Origin of the sequence: Halobacillus faecis, assembly GCF_007991335.1 — a bacterium.
GTDB lineage: Bacteria > Bacillota > Bacilli > Bacillales > Halobacillaceae > Halobacillus > Halobacillus faecis.
The window spans coordinates 57,923-71,828 of sequence record NZ_BJYD01000009.1 but is presented as its reverse complement, the minus strand read 5'-3'; the positions used below and the strand labels follow the sequence as shown (position 1 = coordinate 71,828).

Annotated in this window: 15 protein-coding genes; 6 read left to right on the top strand and 9 right to left on the bottom strand. The window is 42.8% G+C overall.

The genetic code is table 11. From position 1 onward, the window contains the following. Nucleotides 1-432 precede the first annotated feature (432 nt). Complete coding sequence (locus tag HFA01_RS06335) at nucleotides 433-978, top strand: GNAT family N-acetyltransferase (RefSeq protein ID WP_246139285.1); 546 nt, start codon at nucleotides 433-435, stop codon at nucleotides 976-978. 14 nt (nucleotides 979-992) lie between these two features. Here the strand turns inward: HFA01_RS06335 and HFA01_RS06330 are convergent, their stop codons facing one another. After that, nucleotides 993-2,453 (bottom strand): SulP family inorganic anion transporter, encoded by a 1,461-nt coding sequence (locus tag HFA01_RS06330; RefSeq protein ID WP_146814352.1) that lies wholly within the window; start codon nucleotides 2,451-2,453, stop codon nucleotides 993-995. A 282-nt stretch (nucleotides 2,454-2,735) separates the two neighbouring features. Here HFA01_RS06330 and HFA01_RS06325 point away from each other — a divergent pair, with 282 nt between their 5' ends. Both HFA01_RS06325 and HFA01_RS06320 read left to right on the top strand, forming a co-directional pair. After that, complete coding sequence (locus HFA01_RS06325) at nucleotides 2,736-3,155, top strand: universal stress protein (RefSeq protein ID WP_146814350.1); 420 nt, start codon at nucleotides 2,736-2,738, stop codon at nucleotides 3,153-3,155. A 35-nt stretch (nucleotides 3,156-3,190) separates the two neighbouring features. Continuing rightward, nucleotides 3,191-3,397, top strand: a complete 207-nt coding sequence (locus HFA01_RS06320) for a zinc ribbon domain-containing protein (RefSeq protein WP_146814348.1) — start codon at nucleotides 3,191-3,193, stop codon at nucleotides 3,395-3,397. A gap of 66 nt (nucleotides 3,398-3,463) precedes the next feature. On the opposite strand, the gene HFA01_RS06315 is transcribed toward HFA01_RS06320, so the two are convergent. The 3 genes from HFA01_RS06315 to HFA01_RS06305 all read right to left on the bottom strand — a co-directional run bounded on the left by HFA01_RS06315 (nucleotide 3,464) and on the right by HFA01_RS06305 (nucleotide 6,571). Next, complete coding sequence (locus HFA01_RS06315; protein ID WP_146814346.1) at nucleotides 3,464-5,098, bottom strand: putative ABC transporter permease subunit; 1,635 nt, start codon at nucleotides 5,096-5,098, stop codon at nucleotides 3,464-3,466. Beyond that, entirely contained in the window at nucleotides 5,091-5,813 is a 723-nt protein-coding gene (locus tag HFA01_RS06310) for an ABC transporter ATP-binding protein (protein WP_146814344.1), read from the bottom strand. Before HFA01_RS06310 ends, HFA01_RS06315 begins: the two co-directional genes overlap by 8 nt. Nucleotides 5,814-6,067: 254 nt before the next feature. Next, nucleotides 6,068-6,571, bottom strand: coding sequence for a GNAT family N-acetyltransferase (locus tag HFA01_RS06305; protein ID WP_146814343.1), 504 nt, complete (start codon nucleotides 6,569-6,571; stop codon nucleotides 6,068-6,070). Nucleotides 6,572-6,659: 88 nt separating this feature from the next. Between HFA01_RS06305 and HFA01_RS06300 the strand changes: the two genes are divergently transcribed. Both HFA01_RS06300 and map read left to right on the top strand, forming a co-directional pair. Further along, on the top strand, nucleotides 6,660-7,214 hold the full coding sequence (locus HFA01_RS06300) for a sugar O-acetyltransferase (RefSeq protein ID WP_146814342.1): 555 nt from the start codon (nucleotides 6,660-6,662) through the stop codon (nucleotides 7,212-7,214). 87 nt (nucleotides 7,215-7,301) lie between these two features. Further along, complete coding sequence (gene map, locus HFA01_RS06295) at nucleotides 7,302-8,057, top strand: type I methionyl aminopeptidase (RefSeq protein ID WP_146814341.1); 756 nt, start codon at nucleotides 7,302-7,304, stop codon at nucleotides 8,055-8,057. Nucleotides 8,058-8,425: 368 nt separating this feature from the next. Here the strand turns inward: map and HFA01_RS06290 are convergent, their stop codons facing one another. The 3 genes from HFA01_RS06290 to HFA01_RS06280 form a co-directional block, all read right to left on the bottom strand. Then, complete coding sequence (locus HFA01_RS06290; protein WP_035510016.1) at nucleotides 8,426-8,623, bottom strand: cold-shock protein; 198 nt, start codon at nucleotides 8,621-8,623, stop codon at nucleotides 8,426-8,428. 200 nt (nucleotides 8,624-8,823) lie between these two features. Beyond that, on the bottom strand, nucleotides 8,824-9,675 hold the full coding sequence (locus HFA01_RS06285) for a hypothetical protein (protein ID WP_146814340.1): 852 nt from the start codon (nucleotides 9,673-9,675) through the stop codon (nucleotides 8,824-8,826). An 18-nt stretch (nucleotides 9,676-9,693) separates the two neighbouring features. Continuing rightward, complete coding sequence (locus HFA01_RS06280) at nucleotides 9,694-10,530, bottom strand: alpha/beta fold hydrolase (protein WP_246139284.1); 837 nt, start codon at nucleotides 10,528-10,530, stop codon at nucleotides 9,694-9,696. Nucleotides 10,531-10,621: 91 nt separating this feature from the next. Between HFA01_RS06280 and HFA01_RS06275 the strand changes: the two genes are divergently transcribed. Beyond that, nucleotides 10,622-11,401: a cobalamin-binding protein gene (locus HFA01_RS06275; protein WP_146814339.1), complete on the top strand. Its 780-nt coding sequence runs from the start codon at nucleotides 10,622-10,624 to the stop codon at nucleotides 11,399-11,401. A 16-nt stretch (nucleotides 11,402-11,417) separates the two neighbouring features. On the opposite strand, the gene HFA01_RS06270 is transcribed toward HFA01_RS06275, so the two are convergent. Both HFA01_RS06270 and nhaC read right to left on the bottom strand, forming a co-directional pair. Continuing rightward, a complete protein-coding gene (locus HFA01_RS06270; RefSeq protein ID WP_146814338.1) occupies nucleotides 11,418-12,251 on the bottom strand; it encodes an MBL fold metallo-hydrolase in 834 nt (277 codons plus the stop codon). Between the two features lie 222 nt (nucleotides 12,252-12,473). After that, on the bottom strand, nucleotides 12,474-13,880 hold the full coding sequence (gene nhaC / locus HFA01_RS06265; RefSeq protein ID WP_146814337.1) for a Na+/H+ antiporter NhaC: 1,407 nt from the start codon (nucleotides 13,878-13,880) through the stop codon (nucleotides 12,474-12,476). Nucleotides 13,881-13,906 lie beyond the last annotated feature (26 nt).

Sequence of the window (13,906 nt, the reverse complement as noted above, 5' to 3'; positions counted from 1 at the left end):
CTGAGTCTTACACAATCCTGCCATATAGAGGAGTAAAGGGGATTGTCTATACACGGTCTTAATAAGTGCGGTATACTTGAAGTAGTAAAGGCGCAAGGAAAGGGCGATAAAGTTGATATGTTCTCAACCTATATTTGAGAGAACGCGTGTTATAGAAAATAATCAGCAGCTCTATTTAGAGAAAGAAGACAAGCTGGAGTTGTTTGAAACGAGGGTCGTGTCCCCACAGGAAACTTTTCCTCTTCATGCCATTCATGATGTTTCATATCGAAAATCATCGTCCATGTATGGAATGCTATATTTGCATACACACAAAGGTGTACGTGCTTATATGGTGAAAGAAGATCCTAGTCCATGGATGAATGAGTTAAAAGCGTATCTTTAAGAAACGGATAGTAACGAAAGGATATAGGACGTGATGGAGTGGAAGTGATGGAAGAGAATGACCGAGTTTATCTTCGGGAAGTTATACTTGAAGACTGGTCAGCTTTTCACCCTTATTCATCGAATGAAGAGACAGTAAAACACCAGCCTTGGGGGCCAAACACAGAGGAAGACAGTCTCTTTTTCGTCCGTCAAGTGATTATTGATCGGAAGCAAAGGCATAGAAGCCGCTATGTTTTTACCATTGTAGAGAAAAAAACCGACCAGGTGGTTGGTAATATAGAGATGAATATTAGAGACTGGGATGGTGTTGGTGAAATCGGCTTTATTATTCACCACGATCATTGGGGGAAAGGTCTGGCGACAGAGGCTGTTCAATTGATGATCAACTTTTGTTTCGAATACTGTGAACTTCAACGAGTGGTGGCAACATCAAATCCGGAGAATATCGGATCGATCAGGGTGCTGGAAAAGGTCGGGATGGTTAAAGAAGGAACACTTCGAAAGGATCTGCTTGTGAAAGGGAAATGGCAGGATTCCTGTGTATACAGTATGTTGAGGGAAGAATGGATAGAAAAAAGCGCAAGGCTTTAGGCCTTGCGCTTTTCTTATGAAGCATTTAATTTGTCATTGACTGTAAGACGTTGGACAAGTTGAGAACTGTCCTTATTCAAACCAACAATCTCAACATTTATATCACGTTCTTCATACTTCGTTACAAGTTTATCAATGGCAGCCACAGCCGAGTCATCCCAAACATGGGAATGGGTAAAATCAATAACGACATGAGATGTTTGTACATCATAGTCGAAATGCTTAATCAAGCTGTCAGTGGAAGCGAAGAAGACTTGACCGCTGACATGATAAACCATTTTTTCTGCATTCTGGTCGAATACTTCCTCAACTTTTACTTTTGAAATCTTAGCAACGAAGAAAATAGCACTCAAGATGACACCAGCAATAACACCTTTAGAAAGATCATGAGTTTGTACTACTGTGCCAACGGTTACTAGCATGACGATACTGTCTGTAATTGGCGTCTTTTTGAAGCGTGTGAGCGAGCTCCAATCAAACGTTCCGATAGATACCATAATCATGACTCCAACAAGGACGGCCATAGGAATTTGAACGAGGAGATCATTGAATACAATAATCAGCAACATCATGAATATTCCTGCTATGAGTGTGGATAATCTTCCACGCCCACCTGAAGAGACGTTAATAACGGATTGACCGATCATGGCACAACCAGCCATTCCACCAAAGAACCCTGAAACAACGTTAGCCATTCCCTGTCCTCTGGCTTCTTTGTTTTTATCACTCACAGTATCTGTCATATCATCTACAATCTGTGCAGTTAATAATGATTCAAGTAACCCTACAAAAGCAAGAGCTAGTGAGATAGGGAAAATGATTTGTAGTGTTTCAAACGTCAATGGGATGTCTGGTAGTAGAAAAATAGGCAGCGTACTGGATAACTCACCCATATCTCCTACCGTTTTCAATCCAGTTCCTGTCGTGATGGCGATGATTGTCATTACAACAATAGCCACAAGTGGTGATGGAACGGATTTTGTAAACCTGGGTAGTATATAAATAATAGCTAATGAACCAACTACCATCGCATACATAGCCAATCCTGCCCCTTCAAAATGGACAAGTTGAGACGAGAAAATAAGAATCGCTAGGGCATTCACAAAACCAATCATGACAGACCTAGGAATGAACTTCATAAGCTGTCCGATTTTTAATGCACCTAAAGTAAATTGTAAGATTCCTGTCAGAATCGTAGCAGCCAGTAAATACTCCAAACCGTGGTCCTTAACTAAAGTGACCATAAGGACAGCCATAGCTCCGGTCGCAGCAGAAATCATACCTGGACGACCACCCAAAAAAGCAATGACGACAGCGATACAGAAGGAAGCGTACAGTCCTACCATGGGGTCGACTCCAGCGATGATAGAGAAAGCGATCGCTTCAGGGATGAGCGCCATAGCGACGACCATGCCTGAAAGCACATCGTTTTTTACGTTTCCAAACCATTGTTGTTTAATTGTTTCTGTGTTCAATTGTGCACCTCTTTCTACTAGTTTTGTTTTGTATTGTCCGTGACAATACGGAAATCCGGCAAGAACGATCAGATTATATCACCTATGAGGGATATTACATAACCCCATGTAAGCGCATAAATGAATATTTTTCTCTTTTTTTCTCCCTTTTTCACTTGTATAGACCCAAACTATATGAAATTTATTTTGTTGAGTGTTATTTAATGGTAGAAATTTCACCTTTATAATAAATGATAATGGTAAAATGAAAACAATAGATGAATATCGATGGGGGGAATTCCAATGTATAAGAGGATATTAGTAGCAGCAGATGGATCCGACCACTCCATACGGACTGCCGAACGAGCGGCGGAGCTAGCCAACTTACAAGGGGACGGTGAGATCACAATCGTTTATGTGATTGACGGCGAGCAGTCGAAATCAGATGTTTTATATGAAGGTGATCAAGGTTTAGTAGAACAGCGTCGGCAGCAGAGATTGCAACCAATTGAAGCTATCTTTCAAGAGAAAAATGCGTCGTATCAAATAAGCATACAACATGGTGAGCCAGGTCCAACCATTGTTAAATACGCAAATGAAAATAACTTTGACCTTGTAATCATTGGAAGTAGAGGTTTGAACACCCTGCAGGAAATGGTATTAGGTAGTGTAAGCCATAAAGTAGCGAAGAGAGCGAAATGCCCGGTCATGATTGTAAAGTAATGATCATCATAGTTTAGAGGAGGGAGAGGTTTCCAATGAGTAATCAAGGTTGTATTAAATGTGGAAGTACAGATGCAGGCGAAAAGGATGTATCTATGACAGGATCAGGTCTATCAAAAATGATGGATGTACAAAACAATAAGTTTACCGTCGTTTATTGCAAAAACTGCGGGTATTCAGAGTTTTATAATCAGAACACTTCCAAAGCGGGTAATATTCTTGACTTTTTCTTTGGAGGTTAAATAACTAATAAAATATGGTGAAATAAATAAAAGCTCTGAGTTTTTACTCAGAGCTTTTATTTTGTTTTAAACAATTTTATAGTATTTTCTTTGGACCATACGATTTAAGAAATATTGGGCAATGACAGTAATGATGGACAATATAAGGATCAGTACACTGCTCACAGTCCATATCCCTTCCAGACCACTATTCCACAAAATAAGAATGATGATCCCGAAGACCGCAACTTCCAGTGCTAGGGGGACGATTCCAATAAATCTTCCTTTAAAAACTTCTCTCTCATCCGTCCAATTCAGCTTTGGACTGTACAAGTCGATCATAAGTCCAGCGATGCTTGCGACCCAACCAGTAATTAAAGAAATGACAAACCAGAGCAGACATATGGTGATAGGGACTTTAAGGACGATTAACGCGGCTAAGCTTAAAAGAAGTATGGAAAGAAAATTCATAAAAAAAGAAACGAGCAGCTTACTTAAAATGACCGTCGATGATGGAATTGGCAAGTATAAATGGTTGAACCAGCTCTTTCCATCTCTAGAAATAGAAGAGAAGGATGCTGGATTGATTCCTAATGCCACAACTGTGATCCCGAACATCCCGAGAATGACTTTCTTCCCTTCGATTTCACTGAGCTGCGTGCCCCATCCTGTAAGAGGTCCATTGGGGTCCAACATCATGACAATAATTAAAAATACAGGAAAGAAAAGACTCTGTACGACAATTTGTGTGAAGAATGTCGGGGTTCGGAAGATGATACGCATTTCTTTTTGCCATAAGCTCGTTAGTAGGGACTGCTGTTTCACATGCTTCTGAACTTTTTCTTCGTCAAACTCACTGCGCTTCCCGCCAGATAAACCTAATACACCTTTAAAATATAACTTTTGTCCGACTGTAAGAAACAATACAATCGCCCCTAGAGATAAGGCGACAAACAGCAGGAAGTAAAAAACTCCAGTCCAGGACCCTAGATCAGTCAGTGCAATACTACTGAAGTAAGCAGTCGGGAAGAATTTTGTAACTAATTCAAGAAGAGCATTTTGCTGTGTTAACATTTCTGCGACATCGCCTGTGCCAGAATCCAATCGTAGCAGTACATTGATTCCGATGGCAAAGGCAAACCCAAGGAGCCCGACAAGAACTTTCGTACGATCCTTATTTTTTGATATGTTAGCGAATCGCATGATAAACATCAGGACGATAGCAGTCAAAACGAAAGGTATAATCGGTGTCAAAGCCCATATGATCATCGCTAATAGGTAATATAGAGCTCCCGCTCCGCTATGTAATCCATAAAAAACGAGGGAAGGGAGCAGCAAGATCGTATTCAAACCATATAACGATAGAAATGGAACCGCAGATTTCCCGAACAAGATTTGATACGGTTGAAAAGGTAATGAAATAAAGGACTCCACATCTTCCGCGAAGTAAAAAGAACTGAGAACGGTTCCTATACTTGTGAAACAGAAAATGAAAGTCATCATCACGAACAATAATCCAAGGATGACCCCTTCGTTCCCTAGTGGTTCCAGGGCTGCATACATGTTTCCAATAATTCCTTGAATAAAAAACAAGATGAGCAGGCCGAACGGGATCATCATTAAACCAATCACAACAAACCCGAATATTTCCATGCTGCTTTTATTAGCCATGGACAACTGCATTTTGACCATGATGCGCATCAATTTCCATGCTTTATTCATTTTGTGTCAACTCCAGGAACAATTGCTCAAGATTATCATCATCTTTGAATTGCTGTCTCATCTCAGCCATATTCCCCTTGAACTGTACATGGCCATTGTTGATGATTGCGACTTCATCACACAACTGTTCCACTACTTCTAAAACATGCGTGGAAAAAAAGACAATCTTCCCTCTCTTGGCATGGTCTCGCATCATTTCCTTCAATGTGTAGGAGGACTTCGGATCCAGGCCTGTTAACGGTTCATCTAGTATCCATACGTCTGGATCATGAAGCAGGACTCCACTAACTACAATCTTCTGTCTCATTCCATGGGAATAGGTCTGGATATGATCGTTCAAAGCCTCATAAATGCCGAAGCTTTTCGTCAAATGCTCAATTTTTTCTTTGCGGATATCTTTTGGAACTTCGAATACATCAGCAATAAAATTTAGGTACTCAATTCCTTTTAACCTGAGAAATATGTCTGAACGGTCCGGGACATACCCAAATTGATGCTTTGCCTTCATCGGTTCTTTCGACACATCGATGCCATTCATAATGATTGAACCTTCATCAATGGGCAAAATCCCTGTCATCATCTTAATAGTCGTTGATTTTCCAGCCCCGTTCGGGCCAAGGAAGCCAAAGATTTTACCGTCCGGAACAGAGAGATCCAGGTCTTTCACTGCTTGTTTCCCTGCAAAGCTTTTAGAGATACGATTGATTTCTATCATAGTTTCACCCTTTACCTAAGTTGCTTTTCTCTTTTCTGTACGAAAGAGCAGGGAGGAATGTTTCAATTTTCCAACGCCCAACGATTTATGGTTTATTTTACGTAATAAAATATATGGCAGGATTACGGAAGGGTTGAATTCGAGATGATACGGGGGTCGTTGCTTCCCCCTCACCCCATCCACTCAACAAAAGTCTCGAAACTAAGCCTTCAAGTAAAGGGAGCTTATACGAAAAGAACATGATATTTGTTCAATCATTTTAGAAAGAGGACCATATGATCTTCGTCTAAATAGCGGCCTGGTAATTTGATGGCTTTTACCTCTGTGCCGTACGTGTGGAAGCCGAGTTTTTTATACAACTCCTGTGCTGGGTGATTATCTGTAACCACGCTCAAATGAAGGACCTCAAGCTCAATCGCACGCGCAAATTGAATCAATTCGTTGATTAAGAGTTCTGCGCCACCTTTTCGTCTATGATCTTTGGTTATGTACATGGCTAGGACGGAAGCTTTGTGGGAAAACTTTGGGTGAGTTTCCCTCACTAAGGTAACAACTCCTGCGAGCGTCTCTTTAACAAAAAGCCCGAACGTCCGGGAAGTGTCACTTTCCAGTCTTTGTGCTATCGTCTTGATGGGGTCAGGCCTTTGTTTTTCTTGTTCATATGTAGTGATAAACGCATCAGGATTCGTAAGTAGGGCTTCCAGTCTTAAACGGTAATATTCTTCAGCGTCGGATTGATTCAATTCGCGTACTTGCATAATAGATAACCTCCTTCGGTTGTTCCTAGACTAGCGAAAAACTATGGTAAAGTAAAGAGAGAACGTATCCAATGACTGAGGTGATCTCATGACTGAAAAGGAAAAGATGCTGGCAGGCGAATTGTATAAATCCTGGGACGAAGAGTTGATTATGGAACGGTCACGCGCAAAACAACTGACGTACCAATTGAACCAGACGAAAGATACAGAAGACCATTACCGTAAGCAGCTCATACAAGACCTTTTCGGAACGATTGAAGGGGAAATGGGACTCGAACCCCCATTTTATTGTGATTATGGTTACAATATTCATGTAGGGGACGGTTTTTTTGCTAATTACAACTGCGTATTTTTGGATGTATGTGAGATTCGTATCGGGCGAAGAGTACTGATTGGTCCGAATGTTCAATTGTACACGGCCACTCACCCAATGGATCGAGAAACAAGGGCGAGTGGATTGGAGTCAGGCAGACCGATTACCATTGGTGATGATGTTTGGATTGGAGGAAGTGCTGTCATCAACCCAGGAGTGACCATTGGAGAGAATGTCGTGATTGGCTCAGGGGCAGTGGTAACGAAGGATATTCCGCCGAACGTGTTTGTAGCTGGTAACCCTGCGAAGGAAATTCGAAGGGTAGACTGAATTTGAAAGGGTAGTCGTTCCTCCAATTTTTCGTTATCATACTAGAGGATACATGCATACGTAATAGAAAAAGAGAGGATTGAGCAAATGATCAAACGTAAGAGTCAAAGAGAAATCGAAAAGATGCACGAAGCAGGAAAGCTTCTTGCAAGTGTTCATAAACAATTGCGCACGTTCATTAAACCTGGGGTAACGACAATGGAAATCGAAAATTTCGTTGAAAAGTACTTAGCTGAACGTGGAGCTACTGGGGAACAGAAAGGGTATCAGGGGTACGAATTTACAACATGCGCTTCCATCAATGATGAAATCTGTCATGGATTCCCACGGCAGGAGAAATTGAAAGAAGGCGACATCGTAACTATTGATATGGTCGTTAACTTGAATGGTTTCCTGGCAGATTCAGCCTGGACTCATGCCGTAGGAGAGGTTAGTGAAGAAGCACAAAAGTTGATGGATGTAACAAAAACTTCTCTTTATAAAGGGATTGAGCAAGCTGTTCCTGGGAACCGCATTGGCGATATCGGTCATGCCATCCAGTCCTATGCAGAAGGAGAAGGCTATTCTGTAGTCCGTGACTTCACAGGACACGGTATTGGTGATTCTATTCATGAAGATCCTTATATTCCTCACTTTGGTGCTGCTGGAAAAGGAGCACGTTTGAAAGAGGGTATGGTCATTACGATTGAACCAATGATTAACATTGGAGCATGGGGCAGCCAAATGGATGAAAACAACTGGACAGCACGTACCATCGACGGTTCACTTTCTGCCCAATATGAGCATACCATTGCCATTACAAAAGAAGGACCTTTCATTCTTACCGAACAGGACGAAGAATAAGCAAAAAGAAGGCTCTCCATTGAGCCTTCTTTTTTTATTGAAGAATATGGCAGGATTGTGGAAGACTCGATTTCGAGACTTTAATGGGAGCTTAGGTGCTCCGGGAAAAGGTTCGCTTTCCGTGGGCGAGTGATGAGCCTCTCGAGCTAACGCTTGAACTGACCCCGTATCCATGGACAGGGAGTGTCATTCATTATTTCAACCAGGCCGGGCTCCCTTAAAGGAAGCGAGCTATTCCCCGCAACCCTCACCTGCTCAACAAAAGTCTCGAAACTGAGTTTTCAGAAATCGGGAGCTTTAGTGAAGGGAGGTTGCTTCATTTGGGTAATAAAAAAACTCCCCTAGGAAGGGGAGTTTTTTATACGTTCTTATTTTTGAACGTTAGCTGCTTGTGGTCCACGCTGACCTTCTTCAATTTCGAAAGTTACAACTTGTCCTTCTTCAAGAGACTTGAAACCTTCTTCTTGAATTGCAGAGAAGTGTACGAAGACGTCGTCTTGACCTTCTACTTCGATAAATCCAAAACCTTTTTCTGCGTTAAACCATTTTACTGTACCTTCAACCATGTACGTTACCTCCTGCGTGGAAAAATTCCACATTGTATTACTATTCTTGCTCTTTTCAAGTTCCATCAAGACGACATCTTACGAAACATCTTCTCTTGCATGAATCTGATCGAACAACGAATAATTAACCTTAGTATAACAGATGGCCTAAAGGAATGAAAGCCCTATGAAGAAAAAGTTTTCCCAACTACTGGGAATGTTCACTCCTGGGTCTGAGTGAGGTATGCTTGATTCATTAAGGAGAATAAAGCCTTCTCTACAATGGCATCTACCTCAGTATTTTGAATACGAGCTAGGTCATAGAGAGGGCGTCCTTGTTCTAATAAATGTTCAACGATCAGGTAGCCCGTGTAATTGGCTTCTTTTTCAAAACCAGAAGCGCCTGTGCCTTTTGTAAACGAATAAAGGGCTTCATAATCGGTGCGGTGAAGGTGCGGTTGGATGTTCATCATGACACGGTTTGGTTCGCGGCTGCATTTTTCCTGTTCCCAACATAATGGGAAGTCGATCATCCCACTCTCTTCAAGAACTTCTTCGGTCGTGTGGGCTGCCATCCCTTCTTGAAAAATCAACTGCCCTAGTGTTCTTGTATGGCTTGGAGCAAGGCCGGATTGGGCACAGTGGACGACGCGTGTTAGTTCTTGAATCAATCGAGTCCTACTGGATGTGAGTTCGACAGGGAAGCAAAGGGTGTAATGCTGGTTCTTCTCCATAATAAATGGATCGGTTTCAAACGTTCCCACAAAAAACATGACGGTCATTCTTACGGGCGAGGTACAGTGGAGAATTTGTTTTATGGAATCTACATAACCATTCACTTCTAGAGGACCAATATCGAAATATTGGATTTTGTCATAGACTTGTTCGTATCTATTCCATGCGTATTCAATCATTTCTTTAGCTAATTGTCCTTGTTGATAGCCGGGCGGGGTGTAGGGAAAAGCGTACTGATCGGTCCATAACTCATAGCGTTTGTGCAAGGGTGTTTGGGAGGCTTGGTCATAAAACGTAAGGAAACGATCCAACATTTGTTTGCATTTGACATCATCCATGATGATCCCTCCGTATGTTTAAGTTTTAGTTAAGAATTCCAGGCGTTTCTTCCAAACGGTGTGAGCATCTTTACCTATCCAAATCAAATGACTATCGGAGTCGACTTCATAAATCTCACATTCAGGCACGGAAGACTTCAACAAAAGAGCGTTTGTATACGGCACACTGCGATCCTTCTGTGAATACATACCAAGAACAGGGACCTGGATGGCGCTAATATCCGGGGTTTCGTGGTCAAGATCTGTAATGAACCCTTTTCCGGACTGGGAAGTCGCAAGCATATCCACAATGAAACGGCGGTCATTAGGGGTAAGGTTATCCAAGTAATCTTCAACATTCTCTGTTGTCAAATCAGCAAGCAATTGTTTTAGCACCAAGTCAGGGAAGAATCGCAGCATGGTTCTGAGACTGCTCCAAACAAATTTCTCTGCTGGTCCAAAAAGGACCGTGGCTCTCTTTTTCACATCACTTTCCCACGAAGTGAGGAGCGCTGCTTCAAGCAGCAAGCGGTCCACACGCTCTGGGTGGTGAACGGCTAAAGCGATGCCCGTAGGACCAGCTGCCGATATAGAGATGACATTCACTTTTTTAAGTTGGAGATGGTCAAGTACTTCGACAATTGTATCGGCAAAATCCTCAGGCGTGCGGCCTGTGGAAAGCTCTGTATAATCGTAGCCGGGACGAGAAATTGTGAGTAACGAAAAACCTTCATAAATCAGGCTGCTGTGAGATAAGTCTGTATCCCTTGTGGAGTGTCCACCTTTCAATAACAAAACAGGAGGGCCGGACCCTTTATATGTAAACTCTACTATGCCTTTGGATGTATCGAGGAGCAACGTTGTCAATGGGTTCATCCCTTTCTTTCTTCGTTTTTCCATACATTCAATATAAGCTATAATGAAAGAAAATGAAACATCAGACGATTCTGAAAGAGGGGGTTGAAAAATGAGAATTGTGTCGATTTGTCCTAGCAATACTGAAATTGTCGCTAATCTTGGGCAGACCCATCTGTTGGTTGGTGTCGATAATTATTCTGATTATCCCAAAGAAGTGGAACACCTTCCGAAGCTTGGTCCTGACCTATCCATTGATATTGAAAAGGTCGCCTCCCTGAAACCTGACCTTGTTTTAGCGTCCTTGTCTGTGCCTGGAATGGAAAAGAATATAGAAGGGTTGGATGAATACAACCTGCCCTATATCATATTGAATCCGAATACTTTATACGAGATTTCTGAAGATATTCGCCGTGTGGGAAAGGCGATTGGAGTGGAAGAGAAAAGCCGGCAGCATGCGGACGCTTTTCTGAGAGAAATCGATGAATTCAAACATCGTTCCAAGCACATGGAGGAAAATCCTTCTTTGTATTGGGAATGGTGGCCAAAACCGGTATTCACACCAGGGAAATTGAACTGGCTGAATGAAATCAGTGAACTTGCTGGGGGGGTGAACCTCTTCTGTGATCAGGAGGTAGCCAGCTTTCAAACGGATTGGGAGGAAGTGAAAAAACGCGATCCTGATCATATCTGTATGGTGTGGGTAGGGGTGAAGGAAGAAAAAATGAATCCTGACCTCATTAAGAAGAGACCAGGATGGTCTGAACTTAAAGCAGTAAAGCACGATCATATACATGTCCTGGAAGAATCTCTTTTTTGCCGACCAAGTCCACGTTTATTGGAAGGTCTAAGAAAAATTTCTGCTGTGGTTAAACATGAAGACAGCAAGTGAGGAACTCACTTGCTGCTTAGTGAAGCTTCCGTTTATGTTTCGGGACAGCCAATTCTTTGAAATTAGCGGCGAGGTCGTTCAGTTGCTTTGAGAGAAGTTCTCCTTCCATCGGTAGCCCATGGCCGGTAATGGCTACGGAAGGATGAAGAGAGGCGAGTTCTTTGACTGACTTTTCTGCTTCCTCCCAGTTATGAGTAAAGTACGCTGGAGGACCGTGCACGTGCTGGTGCTGAATAAAAACAGCCATACTTGATTCTTGCTTGACTGTAATGAATGCATCTCCGGCAATGAGAGTCTTGTCCTTATCTCGATACAGGGCGATATGTCCCGGTGTATGTCCTGGAGTGTGAATAAAGCGCCACTCTTCAAGGAAAGGGATGGTCCCATCATTTGGCAGCGGGTGGATGTATTTACTCAAATCTGCCTGGTGAGTGGGAAAGAAAGGCGATAAAAGTGAAAACAGCCCACCCCCGACGGTTGCATCCCCTACAGGGTAATCTCGTTTACCTGTAACATAATCCATCTCCATCGGATGAATATAAATGGGGACCTTCCATTCCTGTGCCAATTGCTTTGCTGACCCAACATGATCGAAATGACCATGAGTTAGAATAATGGCTTTCGGTTTTGCTCGTCCGTATCTCTTTTCCGCTGCTTCCATAATCCGTTTACAATAATGGCCAATGCCACAATCTATGAGGACCCAATCATCAGCACCCTCTTTACCAATAAAGATAACATTGACAATCAGTGTACGGTAAAAGGCGATATCATCTAATACTTGTTCCGCTTCTGCATGCCCCATATGATATTCTTCGTTCGACTGATCCCCACGTTCTATTTGGTCCATGCCCATCACCTCAATATCCCATTGTTTTTATTTAGTGTAAGTCAGAGAAAGGGAATTATTCACCCTCCTTTTCTTTAACGCTACTAGGCTTAGGGTGCAGTGACCGTACGATACCTGACACTCATTTCTCGTTCCCGACACCAATGGTGTTCGCTGGGTGCCGGATTTCATGCAGAAAGAAGGACCGCCTCTATATCGTGTAAGAGGCGGTCCTTCTTTCTGTTAATTCGCTTGATCAAGTGATTGCACCTTCGCTTGCTTTGGGGTGAGTGTTTTTCCGGTCATTCCAAATAGAATCGTGAGTAACGGACTGAGTAAGCAGAAGAAAGCAAATGGCAGGTATTCAAGAACTGGTACCCCGAGAACACCGGATAAGAAGACACCACATACGCTCCAAGGTACAAGCGGGTTGATGACGGTTCCAGCGTCTTCTAAGGTTCTGGACAAGTTCTTCCTTGCAAGTCCTGCTTTTTCATAAATGTCCTGATAAGCTTCTCCTGTAAGCAGGATGGACAGATATTGTTCACCAATGGCGATGTTGATTCCAATTGCTGTAAAAGCAGTGGACAGCGTAGCGGAACGTGCCGATTTTAACGACTCCTGTACACGGGTTAAAATGGAAGGAATAATCCCGGTAACAAAGAACAATCCTCCAAGAGCAAGAGCGAGAATAACTAGGGATACGGTGAAGAGCATGCCATTCATCCCACCCCGGGTCAACAGGTCGTTGACGATATCGTTACCTGAACTTCCTTGGAAGCCATCAAACCATGTCCCGAAAAGGGCGCCCCATTCCATGACACCACGTAAACCGGCGATCAGTGTGGCCACTATACTGCTGATCGCAAGGGAAAGAAAAGCCGGGCGTTTGGTCACAGTCATGACTACAAGTAAAGCTAAAGGAACCCAGGAGCTCCAGTGCATCAAGCCTGTTTCTCTAAGACCGGCTTGGAAGGTGTTCAATTGCTCAACATCTGGTCTTCCGTCAGGAGACAGAATCATGAACAGGATAAAGGTGATCACGAAAGCTGGGATCGTTGTCCAGGCCATGTTTTTAATGTGGTCAAACAAATCAACTTTAACAACAGTTGATGCCAGGTTGGTCGTATCGGATAGCGGGGACATTTTGTCACCAAAGAATGCCCCGGATACAATGGCTCCAGCTGTCATGGCTAAGGATACATCCATGGATTGAGCTACCCCGATCAACGCTACCCCAACCGTCGCTGCTGTTGTGAATGAGCTGCCTAAGGCAACACCGACCACAGCTGTTACAGCAAAAACAATCGCTAGAAACCATGGGCCTCCAGCTAGAAGAAAGCCTGCATTCATCAAAACAGGAATGGTTCCACTGGCCATCCAGCTCGCAATAAGGACACCAATGACAAAGAATAGAAGGACAGCACCCATTCCTGTCTGCGCTCCTTGAGTCATCCCGTGCTGTAGATCTTTAAAGCTCATTTTTTTCAAAGACCCGTAAGCGATCATAATGAGAATTCCGATGAGAATCGGGATGTGTGGAACGGTTTGAACTTCAATAATAAAATAACTGATCATTCCAATGGTTACGAGTAATAGTAGTGTTGATTCGATGATGCCTGGTAGTTTTTTTGGCTGCAGATGAAGCATATGAATTCCCCCTCGATTTTTATTAT